Genomic DNA, 18386 nt, shown 5'->3' on the forward strand with positions numbered 1-18386 from the left:
ATATAACATGCAGAGTCTTTTTCGTTCATTTTTCATAGATGTTCATTTGTATCTTCGTCCTCATCAGCCTTATATTCCAATATATCTCCAGGCTGACAATCCAGTGCTTTACAGATCGCATCCAGAGTGGATAAACGGATCGCTTTTGCTTTTCCTGTTTTTAATATGGAAATATTGGCGATTGTGATCTCAACTCTCTCTGCAAGCTCGGTAACCGTCATTTTCCGCTTTGCCAACATCACATCAATATTGATTATAATGGCCATATATTCACCTCAGACCACTAGGTCATTTTCTGATTTGATATCAATCGCTTCCTGTAACAATCTTTGGAGCACCGCTGAAAACACTGCAATGACCAATGAAGCAAAAACAGGAACCATTCCCATAAGAATGAGGCCTGGGGCATCATCTTTCTCTGCTACAACATAAACAAATGGCAACATCACAAAATAGAGACTACTGATTACAATAGCACAATATTTTATTGTTTTTAAGGATTTCACTGACATTAGAGAGAACGCTTCATTTTTGTCGATGTAGCTCAGCAGACGGAATGCCTGGTACAGTGCAACGATAAACGGAATAACGGACACATACATAATAATCACTATGGGGTATAGTGCACCTGCATAATTCGGATTCACCGGATTGTTTGCTAACCAGGGTATGCCGAATATACATAAGGCAAGAATGGGAACACCAATAAGCAACACAGCCAATTTTAAAAAGATGGTTGTACCTCGCTTCACAAAAAGCACCTCACTTGTTTTAAGTGATATGAATTTATCATAATATTTATCGTTTTACAATAAATTTTTATTGTAAAACAGATTTTATTTATTCTTTTTCCCATTAAGGAAGGCAGACCAAAAGATCGCCCCCCTCTTTGCTTCAATGATTCTTTGACACAAAAAAAGCCCGATGCTAGCCACTGTTTCGCTAGCTTCGAACTCGCTCACGTACGCCAGAACAACCCCGCCTCATCCCGTTCCACCTGCTCGAGCACATTCTCAAAATCGGAACAAGGTGTAATAACATCTACCGGATTCCAGCTGCTCTGTTCATCTCTGGCATACACTTTCCACTGATTTTCTTCCCAGTAAAATCGGGCAATATGCATCTTATCCCATTGATAACGTTCCTCGGCGGGTCTTTCTTCGGTCAGGATCAATTCATTGTCATTCATCTCATATGTCAACTTCACCATCGTACGCAGTGGCGCAGGTACCTTCTCGTGAATATATCCGTTCATTACGGACTGAATTCTTCGTAACGTAAACAAGTCCAACATGAGATGCACATCCTTTCAGCAAAATACCACCTCTGTTCTACGCACCACATGCAGCTCCAAGCACACAACAACCTGCCTTCATGCAATGGTGGTCAGCTACATCCCTTGATCATTTTACCAGCTGGATTTTGTTACACCAGGAATCTGTCCTTGATGAGCCAGTTCTCTGAACTTAATTCGAGATACCTTGAACTTGCGTAGATAACCCCGCGGGCGACCTGTCACTTCACAACGGTTCTTTAGTCTGGTCGGAGATGCATTACGCGGCAATTTCTGCAATGCCTCGTAATCCCCTTTTTCCTTCAATTCCCGGCGCAGGTCCGCATATTTTGCCACGATCGCCTGACGTTGCTTCTCACGTACCACTTTAGATTTTTTAGCCATGAATTACAGCTCCTTTATCCATTAAATTTATGTTTAGAACATCAACTTCCGAGTTATACCGCTTCCACAGGCCATGGCAGTGGATTGTCGAAATGGCCCCAGTCTCCCAGCATTTCTTCATCACTGAGCAGGCACTGGTCCAGCTCGTCTTCAATGCTCGCACGCTCCATTTCGATCCCAATCATGACAAGCTCCGTCTGACGATCTCCCCACTGGGCATCCCATTTCTCCAGAACATCCGGCTCGTTACGTAAAATCTCTTCTTTGTCCGCTTCCGGCAACGCAGCGACCCAATGTCCCGCAGGACCGAACTGGATGGATGGCCCTGCCTGACTGAGGCTTGCAGCAACATCCCCTTCAGCCGCAAGCCATACTAAACCTTTGGCACGTACCACTTCTTCCGGCCAGTAACTCATGAATTCAGCCAGACGGGAAGGATGGAACGGCTTTCTGCGGCGATATACAAAGGAACCAATGCCATATTCCTCAGTTTCCGGTGTATGCGACTCCTTCTCCAGCTCCTGAATCCATCCAGCGGACATGCTCACCTTCTCAAAATTAAAGCGGCCTGTATTCAGAATCTCGGACGGATTCACCTTTCCATTCTCAGTCCGAATGATCTTGGCGTTAGGCTGTAGCTTCCGGATGATGCCTTCGAGCTTGTTCAGCTCGGTGTCATCGACCAGATCACATTTGTTCAGTAGCAGCACATCACAGGTTTCGATCTGATCAATCAACAAGTCTACAACGTCACGGGTGTCCTCATCTCCGGTCGCCTGATTACGATCCAGAAGACTCTGTCCTGATCCAAAATCATGCCAGAATCGATTGGCATCTACTACCGTTACCAAACAATCCAATCGGGCCAGACTAGTCAGGTCAATACCCGACTCGGCATCGGCGTATGTAAAGGTCTGTGCAACTGGAACAGGTTCACTGATGCCGGTGGATTCGATCAAAATATAGTCATACTTCCCTTCGTTCACAAGCTTCTCAATCTCCTGCATCAGATCATCCCGCAAGGTGCAGCAGATACAGCCGTTGGACAGCTCCACCAACTTCTCTTCCGTTCGAGACAAGGTTGCCTCCCCCTTAACCAGCGCTGCATCAATATTAACCTCACTCATGTCGTTAACGATCACAGCAACCTTAAGCCCTTGTCTGTTGTTGAGCACATGATTCAAAACCGTCGTTTTCCCTGAACCGAGGTAACCACTTAGTACGGTTACCGGAACTTGCTTTTGTGTCATAGAAATCTACTCCTTATATTTGCAGTCTGTGTAATTTAGACTTTAATAGTAATTATTACGATTAACAACAATGACTATAATCCTGTTGCACGGTCGTTGTCAAACTATTTTTGATTTCAACCTGCAAAAAAAACAAAAAAAGGCTGACGACCAGCCCTTGCACTTTCGCATCCTGAGGATACGTTTTGGCAAGAAGTGAGTCATAAACCTCCTCTGTAAATGTTCTTTAGTTCAATTTATATAGTCACTCCAGATCTGGCCTTATTGCCCGCTTCCATCCGTTGCCTGAACACCAACACCAGTACCATCGCTGCAATAGAGAGCAACGTGCAGATCATAAACATGGTCGAATACGAACTCACTTGCACAATGAGCCCCATCGCCAGTCCACCCAGAGAGAATCCGAGGTCATACGAGGACATGAAAATCCCTATGAGTACATATCTGGAATCCGCAGGCAGCACAAAGGACAGATATGTGGTTAACGTCGGGTACAACAGTGCCAGGGCAAAACCGCTAAACACCGCGGAGAGATACACCAATGGCCCGATGATCTCCATTAAGCTGAGTAACTGGGTTCCCAGTGCTGCACACAGCATTAACCCTGCCATCAGCCAGGTATTCCAGCTACCATCGGACGGAATTTTTTTTCGCAAAATAAACCTGCACAAGATCACAACCAATCCCTGTATCGTCAGAAATACCCCTGCACTCGCCAGTCCAGTGGATACCATATACAGGGGAAGAAAGGTCGCTGTCGCCCCAAAGACGCAGGACGCAAACAACATCACCACACTGCTAATCAGCAGTGGCGTACTGCGCCAGATGCCGCCGAATGAACGAAACATATCGCCCAAGGTGTACGATTTGTTCTGCACGGTACTCCGCGGCAGATCCACATTATATCCAATCAGAAGTGGCAAAGCCGCCAGTCCGATCATCAGCAGCGTAAACGCCAGATCACTGGCATTTTCCCAGATTTGTATGGCAAGGATCGGAATGACCAGTGAAGGAACCATCGTAAACAGGGTGTACATGGACAGCCCTTGTGCCCGGTCCTTGTCCTCCAGCTTTTCCACAATGCCTGCCTGCATCGTCATGGAGAAAAAAGCCGTAGCCACCCCTTGCAGGGCCCGCAACCACAGATACGTCTCCACACCAAAAACAACAAACAGCAGCAGCGTTCCGGCATGCAAAATCAATAACCATTGCATCACACGAAGCGGCCCATGCTTACCCAGCAGCTGTGCTGCAAAAGGTCTCAAGAGCATACAAGTGAACATATATGCTCCCATCATCAGACCAATCTCAGCCTGATTTAATCCCGCAGCCTCACTTCTCAGGGGCAGAATAATCGTCAAAGCTGAATTTGCCGCAAAAAATAAAAAGGCCAGCATATAAAACCGGATAAACGAAAAGGATACCGGATTTAATTTCCCATTGGATGTTGCATTCATCGAAGACTTCAAACGTTCGTCACCACTTTCTCTTCTGGCAATCAACTCACAGATGTACCTGTCCCGGGTCTACGCCGTTCATAGGCAAAAACGATCATTACCGCTCCTAGAATAGCACAGATCATGTACATAAATGAATAGGAAGAGAAGTCAGCGACGGGTCCCATAATCACCCCACCCAGAGAAATACCCAGATCCGCCATTGCAATAAATAACCCGATCAGAACGTTCCGATTCAGCTTAGGCAAGACAAAAGATAAATAGGTCGTGAGTGTCGGATACAGGATCGCCTGACCGATTCCCATGAATACAGCGCCCGCATAGAAAAAGACCACCCCGCCTGTCACGGCAAAACTGACACATTGCGCAGCTACGGCGAGCAGACACATCGTACCCACGATGAAAGGAGAATGCCAACTACCATCGGACGGAATCCTTTTTCGGAGCATAATTCGAGCCAACACCACTGTTCCTGCCTGAAGCATCAGATATACACCCGCATTCCCGTCTGGTACTTGACTTGCATACAGCGGAATAAAGGTGGTAATCGCGCCAAATACAACCGAAGCGGCGAGCATTAACACACTGCAACGAAATAAATGTGGATTCTTCACCAACTGACCAAAGGATTCCCACATGCTCACGTTCTGCTCCGAAAGATTCTCAGCAGGTTGCTCCTTGTTTGGTTCCATTTTGGCGGTATATCCGAAGACGCCCGTACAGACGGCAATACCGATCAGAACCACTGTAAAATAATCCATACCACCCGTCTGCCAGATTCCTAGCGCGATAACAGGCCCCACAATCCCCGGTATATAACTAAACAACGAATAATACGAAATTCCCTGTGACCGATCTTTCTCCGGAAGTGCATCAATAATGCCAATCTGCAAAGCCATAGAAAAGAACGCTGTCGATACCCCCTGCAAAATACGAGCAACCAAATAACCTCCGAGTCCCGTAAAGGTATATAAAATCAGCGCAAATCCATTGATAATCAGAATTAGACGCAATATCTTAATCGGACCGTGCTTTTGAATAATCCGACCTGCCCAGGGTCTGAAAAACATCGTTGTGAACATATAAGCGCCCATGATCAGTCCAATCGTTGTACCGCTCGCACCCAAAGACTCCCCTTGTAATGGGATGATCACGTTAAGAATGGCATTGGCACTGAAATATAGAAGAACCAGTATGTACAAGCGCAGAAAAGGCCAAGACATCGCTCCACTCACAATGGGTGTTCCCCCTAAAATGTAATTAAATGCTTCAATAATCGCTTCGCATAGTCGGACTGTACGTCCTTGAGTTGCTTGGTCGGAACGATCTCTACAACCTGTCCCTCTCTGAAAATGATTACCCTGTCACAGATATAGGCTGCCGCCTGTATATCATGTGTGATAAAGACATAGCTCAGCTTATAGATTTCTTTCAACTCTTTCAGTAATTGCAACACCTGGATCTGAACAGACACGTCCAGTGAACTGATCGCTTCATCGAACACAATAAGTTTTGGGGCTGTCGAGATGGCCCTGGCAATGCACACTCTCTGAGCCTCCCCGCCGGATAGTTCATGCGGATATTTGGATCTATAGGAAGGGCCCAGTCCAACTTGGTTCAGCAACAGATCTACCTTCTCTGAGTTTCCCTGATGCTTTCGCAGCTTTTGCTGCGCTTGCATCGGTTCCATAATGGCAGTTTCCACGGTAAGAAATGGATTGATGGAGGATGTATAGTTTTGAAAAACAGCGCTGAGGTTTCCCATCCGTACACGCCGATTCTGTACGTCCTGACCATCCAGCAAGATCGTTCCAAGATCTGGGCGTTCAATGCCCAGAATCAGACGGCCCAACGTCGATTTACCGCTTCCGCTTTCACCGATGATACCCAGACATTCACCCTGTTGGCATTCAAAGGTAACCTGTTTCAATACCTGTTGTCTGTGCTTGGAGAACAGTCCGCCTTGGTTATATGATTTTTCGATACTTTCCACCTTTAGCATCTATAAGTCCCCCTGCATCAACGCCTTAAAATGATTGCTCAACTCCAATCGGGTAGAGACCAGATACTGCGTGTAGGCATGCTCCGGTTCCGTCAAAACAGAATGCATGTTGCCACGCTCTACGATGTTTCCGTCTTTCATGACCATCACGTCATCTGCAATCTTCTGAACGACGCCGAGGTCATGGGAGATGAACATCATGGAACAGCCCATGCGTTCGCGTAAATGAATCAATTGCTCCACCACTTCATATTGAGAGATCGTATCCAGCGCCGTTGTCGGCTCATCCGCAATAATCAGATCAGGCTCAAGCACTAATGCCAGTGCAATCATGATTCGTTGCAGCATTCCACCGGACAGCTGATGTGGATATTGATTCAGAATCTCGCGCGGATGTCTGAGCATGACGCTTTCCATGGCATTGATGATTTTCCGTTCACTCTCGCGGGTATTCCAGCCAAAATGCTGCTGAAGCGTCTCCCGAATATGAACACCAATGACACAGGAAGGATCAAATGCACTCATGCCATTCTGCAAAATCATACATAGATGCTTGCCCCGCTTACGCCGCATCTCCGGTTCCGAAAGCTGGTTCAGGTCTTCGCCCTGAAATAACATCCTGCCCGATTGGCGAATCCATGGCTTGTTCAGTCGCATGATAGCCCTGCACGTAACGGACTTCCCGCTACCACTTTCCCCCACGATGGCCATACAGCTTCCCTGCTTAACTTCGAATGAACTGTTATGAATGATCACTTTACCTGTATTGGTATCCCATACTTTCAAATGTTCAACCTCGACTATATTCATAAGTGGCCTTTCTCACCTCACTTTCGTAAGACTTGTCAGACTTACCTTGAGAGGTCATCAATTTGGGGTCCAGAGCCACTTGAAGGGCATCCGATAGAAAATTAAAAGCAGACACGACCACCACAATGGCCAGGCCCGGTGCCAACATTAATTCTGGTCTGGAGAACATGACTTCCCTCGCCTCATTGAGCATCATCCCCCACTCCGCATGCGGAGCCTGAATGCCAAGCCCCAGAAAGGAAAGGCCGGAGATCTGCAACATCATTGAACACATGGAACCACTCGCAATGACGGCAATATCGGCAAAGGTAACCGGAACAATATGTTTGGTTATAATTCTCAGATTGGGTGTGCCGGAGGCTTTGGCGAATTTTACATAATCCATATCAGAGAATTGCATCACAGATGTGCGAATAACACGGGCAAACCAGGCCCATTTCATCCACACAAAGGCAATCAGTATATTCTCCAGTCCTGCACCCAAAATGCCAACCACCGCCAGTGTCATCACGTATCCGGGAAAAGACAGCATGATATCACAGACTCTCATGATCCATGCATCCACTTTCCCCTTAAAGTAACCTGCGATGAATCCAACAATAGCCCCGATCAGAACAGATAGACTGAGCGCAACCAGAACCCATAACACACTTGGACGGATGCCATAGATAAGCCGGGATAATACACATCTGCCCAGATGATCATTGCCTAATAGATACTCCCAGGACGAGGAGGCATATCGAAGCTTCATGTTCACTTGTCCAGGATCATGCGGCGCAATAAGCGGAGCCAATATGCCCGCCATAAGCGTGAACATAATCACTACCAAAGAGGTCATCGCAAGCTTGTCTTTGCGCAGATTTTTCAATATTCGCATCAGTATTCCTTTCTCAACCGGGGATTCATCGCCGCATTAATGATGTCGGATAACGTGTTAAACAAGACAAAGGTGACAGCCAACATCAGAACATACGCCTGAATAATCGGAAAATCCCTGCTTAAAATGGATTTCACGCTGAGCCTCCCGAGCCCCGGCCAGGCAAATACATTTTCAATGACTACCGTACTGCCCAACACAATTGGGATCGCCATGCAAAAGATGGACACGGCCACCTGTAATGAATTTCTCAGAATATGCAGGGTTACTTTCTTCTCACTCAGACCGCTTGCCCGTGCATATAACACATAGTCCTCATTCATATTGCTCAGCATGGAACTTCGAACCGTTCGGAAATAAATGCCTGTATAACTCACCGTGATCACAATCACCGGTAGAATATAGCTTCGATACGAGTCCATGCCACTGGTAGGTAACAGGTCCAGCTTGACGGAAAAATACCAGATCATCATGGCTGCAAGCCAGTAGGACGGCATGGCTGTAAGGAAAAATGATACGCCTCTGACCGATCGATCCAGCAACTTGCCTTCTCTCATGGCACAGATCACACCCAGCAGAATGGACAGCGCAATAATAAATACCGATGAGACAAGCGTTAACTTCAATGTGTTCATAAAAGCCGGCCCCATTAATGACCACACAGGTTCACCAGATACATAAGAGTTGCCAAAGTCCAACTGTACAACAGCCATGATCCAGTTCGCATACTGGATCATGAACGGCTGATCAAATCCCAGCGCTTTATTCGTTTGGGCGATCAGTTCATCCGTGATCTGCGGAACTTCCTGTGCCTGTAACACAACAACCGCCGGGTCCAAGGGAGATAGATTAATCAGAACAAACGTTATAAATGAAATGATAATCAGTAAAGGGATGGTTAACAGAATCCTTTTGACGATATAACTTCCCATATCCATCTCCGCTCTATTTAAATTGAACTAAACAATATTTACACTACACTCCGATGACAGAACAACCTTCCGATCGCTGTTATCCCCAGATTTTTTTGATTCCTTTTATATAGGGAAAATCCGGGGATAGCGTATGCTTCCGATGTAGCTTTCTTGCAGAAAGCTTGTAGGCGAACGCTCCGCTTCTTCAGGTTCTTTCTGTCCTCTCCGTTTTGTGTAAATGTTTAGTTCAATTTATATATTTAAAATTCATTTTTTCAAATGGCAGTTCATATTGGGTCTGCTTGAATGAGATTCCATCGAGATTCTCAGGAGCGACTATGGTGACACGCCCGTTGGTAATCGGGATGAAGACCGCTTCATCATGGACGATCTTCATAATGTCGGCATACAGGGATTGGCGTGAAGCCTCATCCGTGGAAACCATGACCGCATCGATTTTTTTGTACAATTCATCTGCTTTGGCAATTCCGCTTGTCGTATGCTTGTATGCCGAATCGGATGTAAATGCAGCAATGGTACTCTGTGGATCATAGGCCAGTCCCCAGGTTTGATTAAAGAGCAGATCATATTCCCCGGTGGCTCTCCGATTTGCGATGGAAGTGGACTCTTCGCCCACAATCTCAAGCTGAACACCCAATTCTTTCATGGAATACTGGATCAATTCGGCCTGTATTTTCTGTGAAGACGAGTTGCTGTCATAGTATAATTTCATGGCTAGAGGCTGACCGTTCTTCGTTCTCACCCCTTTACCGTCTGCCAATGTCCAGCCTGCTTGATCCAGAAGTTTTTTAGCCATTTCCGGATCATACTCCCGTTTCTTCAGGTCCACCTTGGCGTAATTGACATTGGCTGAAAATAGCGTGTCCGCAACAGTCTGCGTACCGTTAAAAATATCGTTACTGATCGTTTCCCGGTCGATGGCATACCAAAGCGCTTCCCGCACTGCCGTTTCCTGAACTGGACTATTCTCGCGACTGCTATTGGCTACGATCATATTGGTATTCATTGCATCACTTCGGATCACTTGATAATCACCGGATTCAGCCAATTGGTCCATGGCTTCGACATCGATACTATCTGCTCCCCGGTCATCGGTGAACACAAAGTTGATTTCTCCTTTTTGCAATGCCAGGAATGTTGTTTCTCCAGCCGGAAGAACCTTGGATGTGATTTTCTTGATTGCAGGTGCACCACCCCAATAGTCTTCATTGGCTTCAAACGTGGCATTCTCTTCAACTTTATGAGCAGTAAGCTTGTAAGGTCCTGTGCCGTGGAAACCACTTACTCCGTCTTTGGTTCCCCCATCCTTGAAATCCTTGGGTGATATGAAGACGTAAGGTCTTGTCATGGACAATTCCACCAGTGCCGGATAATAGGCTTCCGACAGCACCAACTCCACCGTATACTCATCGATAACTTTTACACTTATGATTTTGGTAGACAGCTTGATCCAGACATGTTTTTCGGCATTCGCCTGTACTGCATCGATATTTTGTTTAACCGCCTCTGCGTTGAATGGCTCTCCATCATGGAATTTCACATCTTGTCGCAGATGAAAAGTATAGGTCTTGCCATCCTCGGAAATATCCCATGATTCAGCCAACAATGGCTTGATTCCGTCAGGCGTGTTTTCCACCAGAGACTCATATACCATCCCTTGTGCAGGCATGGAGCCTGTGTACAGATGAGGGTTCATATCATTAATATCTTTGGCAGAAGCATAGATAAGTTCCGTTTGTACTTGGCTATTGGCAGGCTCCGTTTGGGCGCTCTCTGTCTCTTTTGGGCTCTGTCCGCATCCGGCGAGCAGCGCAATGGCAGACACCAGCAATAGTATAGATGTAAAAGTAAGACGCTTTTTCACAACATTTCCTCCTGATGATTAAGTTACAAGCAGACCTTGTAGGTTACATCGGACCACTCCGATTGCAGTACCATCTTCCGATCGCTGTTATCCCCAGATTTTTTTGATTCTCTTTTCCAAAGAGAAAATCCGGGGATAAAGGCGACCGCTTCGCTTCTTCAGATTGGTTCTGCACTCTCCGTTATGATGTAAACATCAGGTTCAACTTGATTAATTTGAGATGTAATTAACCCTATTACTCAAAGTCCGGTGCAGATCATGCGGATATCCTCGTCAAAGGATTGGATCACAAAGGCGTCGGACAAGTGCTGATCCGGGTGTGCCTCAGCCACTTCCTGAATCTTCGCCTCATATTTAGCGATAAATTGATCAATGGTTGGGCAGCTTACATCCAGATGTCTGGCAATGCCCTGAATGATTTTGATGCGGTAGTAATCTTCCTTGGGCATACGGGGGATGTCCAGTTCCCCTTCGTGGTTCATGAACGTTTGACGGAATGGGACTGCTGAAAAGTCAAAATATTTCCCTTCCGAATTGGGTTCCGAGAATGGATCAATCAATAATGAGGTGTACCGTATGTATAATAAATACTCTTGATGAATGACCTGCAGCTGATTAAAATTCTCGATATCCTGGCGTGATATACTCTCTAATCGGACCGGATAGTTGTCATCCGTCATGAATTGAAGCAGGTTCACTCCCTGGATATGGAGTCGGTCCGTAATATTCTTAATCTCCTGCCACTGTGCCCGCATTTCCCGTATCAAAACTTGTGTAATCGGACCTTCAGGATACATCTTGTATATGTATTTCTGAATATTCGATGCTCCAAAAATGGCTTCTAATGAGAAGTCATTCATGAACAAGGGTGGATGCACGTACAACGAGATATTTCTCGTTTCCGCCTCCAGTGGGGATCGCATCACTTCCAGCGCAATACCCAAACGCTCATACACTTGGCATAGCTTACTGACCTGTTCAGACGGGGAACGAGTGGAACCGATATAAACCTTTTTCTTAACCCCTGTAGTAATCACATGATTTGACGGATGTTCGTGCATCCAACGGGTATCTCCAAGGTAGGTAGAGAAACTGATCACTTCCGGCGCTGCATTCCGCTCTCTCATATAATGGGTCACGAGTCGATTCGACCCAAACGTTGGAGAAATCAAAATGATACACTTCAGTTGTTTGATGAATTCATCATTCATTTGTTCCAGTACATCGATATACGCATCGGTGGTAACCGCCAAAATGAGTGTATCCCATTTACCATCAATGGTGTCATATCCCTTGAACACATGATCACCATAACACTCACCTGCGAGCGATTGATGTATCTCATTTTGAATGCTGACCTGAATGCGCCCATTGCTCTGTTCGAGGGCTGCGAATACGGACGCTGAACGAACCGATGGTCTCCCCGCAATGCCTATACAGCAATTGAGATGATCTTTGAGCGTTACCGCAAGCTGAATGGATGCAGGTCCGGTTCCGAGTATCAGGATTCGCTGAAGATTGCTCATATAAGCCTCCTTAATTCAATGTTCAATCTGTAATCCATTTGGATTTGGACGCACTTGGATGCACTTGCATGGCTATGCTTTTTGATACAACGCAATATCAAACACATCATCCGGGCGCAGGATCTGGTCCACCAGCTTCCACTTGCTGCTGTCCGTCTCTTTCATTGGATAATTAAACAAGGACTTCAACTGGTCACCATATCTCATGGCTACAACCACCTGTGCATTCGTCAGAGCATGTAGTTGATCGAGCAGATCATATTTAGGGGCCACGGTAGAGCTGAAAATGATATGGGTTGCTTCCTTGGTATACTCCAGATTTTCCAGCAAGGTTGACTGCAAACGAATCTTCAAGCCCGCGCCCAGCGTCTCCACCACCTTCTGCCCGAGTGTAATGGATTCTTCATCAACATCGATTCCGACGACCTGTGCACCTGTTCGCTTGGCGATGAGTAATGGTGTCATGGGGAAGGAACCGGAGCCTACCAACAACACTTTCGAATCGGAGGTAACATGGAAACTACCGAATTCTTTATCGATACACTCTTCGATGTTTTTGAAATAATCGGCAATCTGCACATCCCCGTTCTCTAACTTCAATGCACGATATTTCTCCATGATCGCCACACACTGGGCGGATTTATTTCTTAACTGCCATATAAGCGAATCAAGTTCTTCCAGCTCTGAATGCTGCAACTGTTCCCAGGCAGCCTTATTCTCCTGATCGGTCACAAAGCGGGAGTAGTCATTGATCACAGCCTCCAGCTCCGAACTATGCTGAATCGTATGATCATACTTGCTCGCGAGCTTATCGAATTTCTCTGCAAATTCACTCAAACATGTCTGAAAATGGACCAATGTGATCATTTCTTTTCCCCCTATACGTTGTCTCGATCATGTATCATGTACCTCATGCGTTTACAGCGCTCCATTCTGCTGGAGCATCTATGAAGGCTTTGCCCTGTGCCACAATGCCAACCGATCCCTCAATCGTAATACTCCCAAGTTCTGCGCCATTCCACTGGGCCGCCACTTTGATCGCACCACCAGGCTGCTTGATGTACTGCGTAATCTGCCGCTGTTGGCTCCACGCGAGATAGGCTCCGACGGAGGCCGTACCCGAACCACACCCTCTCTCCCAGATCAGACTATCCAGCTCAGGAACATAGATGAGTGGGGCCATTTCTTCCGAGTGCGATTGATATAACAAGATACCGATCAGCTTATCTCCCATTGTTAATCCCAGTAACCTTGCAAGGGTCTGTGCCCTCTTCTTCATCGTATCGTCGAAGTCATCGACTTCAATCACGATATGGATGAACTCAGTGTAACGGATGATTACCATATCCAGCTCGATGCCTTCGTACCGGATTGTTCGCTGCTCGATCTGTTTGGGAACCGGCATGGTTACCTGGCAATCGTATTCGTTCTGCTGCTTCTTCACATGGCACATGATCAATTGATCGGTTCCGGAAACCTCCAGCGCGATGTCCATCGATTCCTGATGTGCCAGTCCTGCTTCGGATGCGTGGTGTGCTGCAAGTGCCATACAGGCATTGCCACAGAACTCGCCTCCGGCCATTTCCAGACGTGCCACAGCTTCCGGTCTCCTCGTTGGCTCAATGAATCCCACTTGTTCAGCGTAAACGTTATCATACGACATTAGACGCGTCGCAATATGATTGTATTGCTCGGCTACATGATCCGTTTTAACCAGAATCGTCATGTTTTGGGTGGGACTGAACTTGATAAAATCGATCTCCTGTTTCATCGCAGCGACTACTCCTGTTCTTCTTTTTATCTAATAGTAATTATTACGATTAAAAGGTCGAGAAAAATATAGCACATCTTTTTGGGGAGCGTCAACAAATATTTCCATTTCAAAAATAAAATTTCATAATACCTTTAGCTTCCCTTCCTGTAAGAAAACCCAAACAGAGCTGACGCTTCTGCGCCAGCCCTAGCCATAATTACACCATCTGATAAGATTCAACAAATACGAAAAACGGTTGCCACAGAACGGAACCGTTTCGATCTGGATATGATCCAGGGATTTACTGTACCTATCACTCCTGATGTGCTTGCACATTGTGCAGTGCCTGTTCAGCCAGTGCAGCCAGAAGATGTGCTCCTAGCGGCAATGCCCGTTCATCCACATCAAAGCCAGGGTGATGCCACTCATTCGGGCCAGAGGTGCCCAGGAAGAGGAACAGGCCCGGAACTTCTTTTTGATAAAAAGAGAAGTCCTCTCCTGCCGGAGAAGGCAGCGGTCTGATGCTGTTCAGTCCAATCTGGCTTGCAACTTGCTCCGCCGCAGATGCCAGAGACTCATCGTTGACCACAGCAGGTGGTCCCTGAATCCAGCGAACCGTAGCCCGTGTGCCATAGGCCGCCGCAACACCGGCTACCACCTGATTGAAACGCTCGCGAATCCGCGCACGCACTTTCTCATCAAAGGTACGCACTGTGCCATCAAGTATCGCTTCATCGGGAATAACGTTCCAGGCTGTGCCGCTATGTAGCTTGGTGACGCTGATTACAGCGCTCTCCTGTGCTCCCACATTGCGACTCACAATGGCCTGTAATGCCGTAACAATGTGGGCAGCAACCACAATTGGATCAATGCCTGCTTCCGGCACGGCTGCGTGTGTGCCTACACCTTCCACTTTGACAACAAAACCGTCTGCTGCTGCCATCAATGCACCTTCCCGAATACCCACCGTCCCCACCTGGAGATCAGGCTTGTTATGCAACCCAAATACGGCCCGAACATCGGACAATGCGCCGCTCTGGATCACTTGTCGTGCACCCGTTGCTTTTTCCTCCGACGGCTGGAACAACAAGCGTACTTTCCCAGGGAGCGTGGACTCGCGCTGTTTCAGTAATCGTGCAGCACCGATCAGAATCGCCGTGTGTGCGTCATGTCCGCAAGCGTGCATCTTCCCATCTACCTGGGAGGCAAAATCAAGCTTTGTCTCTTCCTGAATGGGCAGCGCATCAATATCTGCTCTTAGGGCGACCACAGGTCCGTCCCCTTGGCCTACTTCAGCGACGAGCCCTGTCCGCAGCACATATTCGTCTGCAATACGGACGCCTTCCTCTTCAAGCCAGCTGCGAATAGCAGCTGTCGTCTCCCTTTCCTCGCCGGACAATTCCGGGTTACGATGCAGGTGTCGCCGAATGGTGATTAAACGTTCCGCGAATGCTTCCGCCCGTTCACCGTGAAGTTCATGCTCGGGGCCCTGTACTTGTTGGTCAGAATGCTGCTTGGGCTGTTCCAGATCACTTTTCATCACATGGCCTCCCATTCGTATATATTCACTGCTATATTAACTGCCTAACTCTATCCGATTGCAGCTTCCTGTTCCTTGGATTCCAGTGCAAATTCACTGAGTCCCTGCTCTGCCAGAATCTCACGCAACAATTCGAATGAACGAATTCGCTTGGTAAAGTCCCGTGTAGCTGTAGTCACAATGAACTCTTCCACAGCAAACTCCTGCTGGAACTTCAGCAGTGCCTGACCTACGCTTTCCTTCGTACCCCGGGTCACACTTGGCTCCAAAATCTCGATCCGATAGGTTTCGTTTGATTGACGGCCGAATTCTTCCGCCTGTTCCACAGAACCGACAGTGAGTACTTTCCCACTCTCCAGATGGATCTTCACCAGCATATGCTCGCTCGCAAGTCCTTCCGCTTCCTCCTCACTCTCGGCCACAATTAACGATATGGCCAGTGCAGCGTAGGGCTCTCGTCCCTGGGAACGATCAAATTGTTCACGATATACACGGATCGCTTGAAGCGCTACCTCTATATTACTGTTAATGAACAGTGAAAAGACATATGGGAGTCCCAGTTCCGCAGCCATGCCCGCACTATCGACACTTGCTCCAAGTACGTACAGCTCCGCTGGAATGTCCGACACTGGCGAAGCGCTGAGACCTGCAAGTGGATGCGACTGATCTTCAAGCGGCTCATTGTGGATGTATCGTTTCACCTGAACAATTTTCTCTTGAAGAGATGCGGCTTCCTGAATACCTTCCTGCAACGCCTGTGTCGAACGTGGTAACCCGCCTGGTGCACGACCGATTCCCAGGTCAACTCTTCCTGGTCCGAGCGCGGCGAGGATATTGAAATTCTCGGCGACTTTGTATGGACTATAATGCTGGAGCATTACTCCGCCAGACCCCAGCCGAATCCGCTTTGTATGCGCAAGCAAGTGGGAGATGAGTACTTCCGGGGAGGAACCTGCAACATGCCCTGAATCATGGTGCTCCGACACCCAGAACCGATGGAATCCCAGCTGCTCTGCCCGCTGTGCCAGCTCAATCGTATGCCGAAAAGCATCCACCGCCGTTTCCCCTTCATAGATGGGAGTCTGATCCAAAATGCCAACACGAATACTCATATCCTTCTCCTCCTTGATTGTGCTGAACCTCTGTTCTTGAATCTTACAAACAATCTATAACTTCCGCAGCAGTTCCCCGAAGGGCTCTGCCAATGGCGAATATTCTTCTTTTAAAGTAACGACGCTGATCTGCAACGATACACCTGCTACCTCATGTACCTGAATGGGGAACAGCTCCTGATTTTGCACTTCCTTCTTCACCGTGAGTCCCGGGAGAAAGGCAATGCCTGCCCCTTGCATAACCAGTTTCTTCGCCGTCTCCGAATTATCGACATGGTATGTAATATTCGGCGGATGTTCCAGCGAGTCGAAAGCCCGGTGAATGCGAAGCCAGTCCAGTGAACCACATTCAAAAAAGACCAGTTGCTCATTCCGGATAGCTTCCATGCTGACATGCCCGCTCTCAATGAATGGATGCCCTTTGTACACATAGAGCTGAATCGGATCTTCATAAAAAGCAACCGTACGGATCGCAGGATGCATGACCTTGCGCACAAAAGCAAGATCGATCTCCTGACCAAGCAGTTTGGCAATCAGCTGATCCGTCGTTGCGGTCGTCAATTTGATATTAATTTCGGGGTAAGCTTCCTTGATCTTGGGTAAAAAATCGGGAATGACATAGTTGGATACCGATACTGTACTACCAAGTCGAAGAGCATCCGGTGTTGATCGCCGTTGCTGAATCTTCTGCTTGCCCTTCTGAATCACTTGCAGCACTTGCTGCGCATATGGCAGGAATTTACGGCCTTCCTCTGTCAGCACAATTTGTTTGCCAAGCCGATCAAACAACTTGCAGCCCAGCTCCCTTTCCAGTGACTGAATGCGAGCTGTGACCGAAGGTTGGGACAAGAAGAGTACTTCGGCAGCCTTATTGAAGCTTCCATAATGATTGATATATACAAATGCTTCAATATTCTCGATATTCATGAGCGCCTCCGTATCCACGTCCGCAGACGTTTGATCTTATATTGATTTATCCAATACACTTACTTGGTTTTATGATATCGTAATCCCATCCTTTTCCAGTGTCAATAACAATTCATCCAGCGAGCGATCCAAACGTGTAGTAACATCCGCCGAGAGTACAAATTTCCCATCATCCAGTCGTTCAATTCCCTGATCCACTGCATACACGCCACCCAAGATATGTCTTCCACCAAGGGCTGCCAGAACAGGTTTCAATGCATAATCAATGGCGAGCAGATGAGCTATAGAGCCACCAATAACGAGCGGAAGTGTCAACTTGCCCCGTAACCCTTCTTGCGGAATCAGATCCAGGAACAGCTTGAGTACTCCCGAGTACGATGCCTTGTATACCGGTGTAGCCACAATAACTGCATCCGCCGCTTCCACGACAGCAAGTGCATCACGAATGAATGAGCTGTCAAACCGGGCTTGCACCAGATCCTCAGCAGGCAGATCCACAACATGAATGACTTCAACGGTGATGCCTGCCTCCGTTAATTTCTGGCTGCTGTAATCCGTCAGACCTGTCAAACGCGAACGTTTGGAAGGTGATCCTGCAATAATGACAACATGTGACATGAATTTCTCCTCCTCAAGCGTAAACGGCTGTCGCCGT

General features: G+C 47.3%; 19 protein-coding genes. All 19 read right to left on the bottom strand.

Features of this window, described 5'->3' with window-relative positions; genetic code table 11:
- Window positions 1–32: 32 nt before the first annotated feature.
- On the bottom strand, window positions 33–266 hold the full coding sequence (locus tag NST38_RS24625; RefSeq protein ID WP_076211193.1) for a helix-turn-helix domain-containing protein: 234 nt from the start codon (window positions 264–266) through the stop codon (window positions 33–35).
- Window positions 267–275: 9 nt separating this feature from the next.
- Entirely contained in the window at window positions 276–752 is a 477-nt protein-coding gene (locus tag NST38_RS24630) for a DUF2975 domain-containing protein (protein WP_036605833.1), read from the bottom strand.
- 206 nt (window positions 753–958) lie between these two features.
- The gene (locus NST38_RS24635) at window positions 959–1294 is read right to left on the bottom strand and encodes a DUF3024 domain-containing protein (RefSeq protein ID WP_076253275.1); all 336 of its coding nucleotides are present in this window, start codon (window positions 1292–1294) and stop codon (window positions 959–961) included.
- Window positions 1295–1408: 114 nt separating this feature from the next.
- Window positions 1409–1678 (bottom strand): 30S ribosomal protein S14, encoded by a 270-nt coding sequence (rpsN, locus tag NST38_RS24640; RefSeq protein ID WP_036605831.1) that lies wholly within the window; start codon window positions 1676–1678, stop codon window positions 1409–1411.
- Between the two features lie 53 nt (window positions 1679–1731).
- Window positions 1732–2928 carry a GTP-binding protein gene (locus tag NST38_RS24645; RefSeq protein ID WP_076253274.1) on the bottom strand — a complete coding sequence of 399 codons (1197 nt, stop codon included), beginning with the start codon at window positions 2926–2928 and terminating at the stop codon, window positions 1732–1734.
- Window positions 2929–3164: 236 nt separating this feature from the next.
- Entirely contained in the window at window positions 3165–4385 is a 1221-nt protein-coding gene (gene cntE, locus NST38_RS24650; protein WP_076253337.1) for a staphylopine family metallophore export MFS transporter CntE, read from the bottom strand.
- Between the two features lie 41 nt (window positions 4386–4426).
- On the bottom strand, window positions 4427–5620 hold the full coding sequence (gene cntE / locus NST38_RS24655; RefSeq protein WP_076253273.1) for a staphylopine family metallophore export MFS transporter CntE: 1194 nt from the start codon (window positions 5618–5620) through the stop codon (window positions 4427–4429).
- A gap of 14 nt (window positions 5621–5634) precedes the next feature.
- Window positions 5635–6387, bottom strand: a complete 753-nt coding sequence (locus NST38_RS24660) for an ABC transporter ATP-binding protein (RefSeq protein WP_076253272.1) — start codon at window positions 6385–6387, stop codon at window positions 5635–5637.
- Window positions 6388–7197: a staphylopine uptake ABC transporter ATP-binding protein CntD gene (cntD, locus tag NST38_RS24665; RefSeq protein WP_076253271.1), complete on the bottom strand. Its 810-nt coding sequence runs from the start codon at window positions 7195–7197 to the stop codon at window positions 6388–6390.
- On the bottom strand, window positions 7178–8074 hold the full coding sequence (gene cntC, locus NST38_RS24670; RefSeq protein ID WP_076253270.1) for a staphylopine uptake ABC transporter permease subunit CntC: 897 nt from the start codon (window positions 8072–8074) through the stop codon (window positions 7178–7180). The genes cntD and cntC overlap by 20 nt, the downstream gene beginning before the upstream one ends.
- A complete protein-coding gene (gene opp1B / locus NST38_RS24675) occupies window positions 8074–9006 on the bottom strand; it encodes a nickel/cobalt ABC transporter permease (RefSeq protein ID WP_076253269.1) in 933 nt (310 codons plus the stop codon). The genes cntC and opp1B overlap by 1 nt, the downstream gene beginning before the upstream one ends.
- Window positions 9007–9235: 229 nt before the next feature.
- Entirely contained in the window at window positions 9236–10873 is a 1638-nt protein-coding gene (gene cntA, locus NST38_RS24680) for a staphylopine-dependent metal ABC transporter substrate-binding lipoprotein (protein WP_076253268.1), read from the bottom strand.
- Window positions 10874–11112: 239 nt separating this feature from the next.
- Window positions 11113–12399: an opine metallophore biosynthesis dehydrogenase gene (locus tag NST38_RS24685; protein WP_076253267.1), complete on the bottom strand. Its 1287-nt coding sequence runs from the start codon at window positions 12397–12399 to the stop codon at window positions 11113–11115.
- Between the two features lie 72 nt (window positions 12400–12471).
- Window positions 12472–13266, bottom strand: a complete 795-nt coding sequence (locus NST38_RS24690) for an SAM-dependent methyltransferase (protein ID WP_076253266.1) — start codon at window positions 13264–13266, stop codon at window positions 12472–12474.
- Window positions 13267–13309: 43 nt separating this feature from the next.
- Window positions 13310–14170 carry a diaminopimelate epimerase gene (locus NST38_RS24695; protein WP_076253265.1) on the bottom strand — a complete coding sequence of 287 codons (861 nt, stop codon included), beginning with the start codon at window positions 14168–14170 and terminating at the stop codon, window positions 13310–13312.
- 295 nt (window positions 14171–14465) lie between these two features.
- Window positions 14466–15692 carry an amidohydrolase gene (locus tag NST38_RS24700; protein WP_256720140.1) on the bottom strand — a complete coding sequence of 409 codons (1227 nt, stop codon included), beginning with the start codon at window positions 15690–15692 and terminating at the stop codon, window positions 14466–14468.
- A 50-nt stretch (window positions 15693–15742) separates the two neighbouring features.
- Complete coding sequence (locus tag NST38_RS24705; protein ID WP_036673426.1) at window positions 15743–16804, bottom strand: LLM class flavin-dependent oxidoreductase; 1062 nt, start codon at window positions 16802–16804, stop codon at window positions 15743–15745.
- Between the two features lie 54 nt (window positions 16805–16858).
- Entirely contained in the window at window positions 16859–17731 is an 873-nt protein-coding gene (locus tag NST38_RS24710) for a LysR family transcriptional regulator (protein WP_076253264.1), read from the bottom strand.
- Window positions 17732–17800: 69 nt separating this feature from the next.
- Entirely contained in the window at window positions 17801–18349 is a 549-nt protein-coding gene (gene ssuE, locus NST38_RS24715; RefSeq protein ID WP_076253263.1) for an NADPH-dependent FMN reductase, read from the bottom strand.
- Window positions 18350–18386: the final 37 nt, after the last annotated feature.

Origin of the sequence: Paenibacillus sp. FSL H8-0104 (genome assembly GCF_038050215.1) — a bacterium.
In the GTDB taxonomy this organism is placed as follows: domain Bacteria; phylum Bacillota; class Bacilli; order Paenibacillales; family Paenibacillaceae; genus Paenibacillus; species Paenibacillus amylolyticus.

Bases quoted from the DNA above. Each gene is read 5' to 3' on its own strand.
- NST38_RS24685 (WP_076253267.1), bottom strand. From the start codon at position 12,399: ATGAGCAATCTTCAGCGAATCCTGATACTCGGAACCGGACCTGCATCC.
- NST38_RS24690 (WP_076253266.1), bottom strand. From the start codon at position 13,266: ATGATCACATTGGTCCATTTTCAGACATGTTTGAGTGAATTTGCAGAG.
- cntC (WP_076253270.1), bottom strand. From the start codon at position 8,074: ATGCGAATATTGAAAAATCTGCGCAAAGACAAGCTTGCGATGACCTCT.
- ssuE (WP_076253263.1), bottom strand. From the start codon at position 18,349: ATGTCACATGTTGTCATTATTGCAGGATCACCTTCCAAACGTTCGCGT.
- NST38_RS24705 (WP_036673426.1), bottom strand. From the start codon at position 16,804: ATGAGTATTCGTGTTGGCATTTTGGATCAGACTCCCATCTATGAAGGG.
- NST38_RS24700 (WP_256720140.1), bottom strand. From the start codon at position 15,692: ATGAAAAGTGATCTGGAACAGCCCAAGCAGCATTCTGACCAACAAGTA.
- NST38_RS24710 (WP_076253264.1), bottom strand. From the start codon at position 17,731: ATGAATATCGAGAATATTGAAGCATTTGTATATATCAATCATTATGGA.
- cntE (WP_076253337.1), bottom strand. From the start codon at position 4,385: ATGAATGCAACATCCAATGGGAAATTAAATCCGGTATCCTTTTCGTTT.
- NST38_RS24660 (WP_076253272.1), bottom strand. From the start codon at position 6,387: ATGCTAAAGGTGGAAAGTATCGAAAAATCATATAACCAAGGCGGACTG.
- cntD (WP_076253271.1), bottom strand. From the start codon at position 7,197: ATGAATATAGTCGAGGTTGAACATTTGAAAGTATGGGATACCAATACA.
- NST38_RS24625 (WP_076211193.1), bottom strand. From the start codon at position 266: ATGGCCATTATAATCAATATTGATGTGATGTTGGCAAAGCGGAAAATG.
- rpsN (WP_036605831.1), bottom strand. From the start codon at position 1,678: ATGGCTAAAAAATCTAAAGTGGTACGTGAGAAGCAACGTCAGGCGATC.
- NST38_RS24695 (WP_076253265.1), bottom strand. From the start codon at position 14,170: ATGAAACAGGAGATCGATTTTATCAAGTTCAGTCCCACCCAAAACATG.
- NST38_RS24645 (WP_076253274.1), bottom strand. From the start codon at position 2,928: ATGACACAAAAGCAAGTTCCGGTAACCGTACTAAGTGGTTACCTCGGT.
- NST38_RS24635 (WP_076253275.1), bottom strand. From the start codon at position 1,294: ATGTTGGACTTGTTTACGTTACGAAGAATTCAGTCCGTAATGAACGGA.
- opp1B (WP_076253269.1), bottom strand. From the start codon at position 9,006: ATGGGAAGTTATATCGTCAAAAGGATTCTGTTAACCATCCCTTTACTG.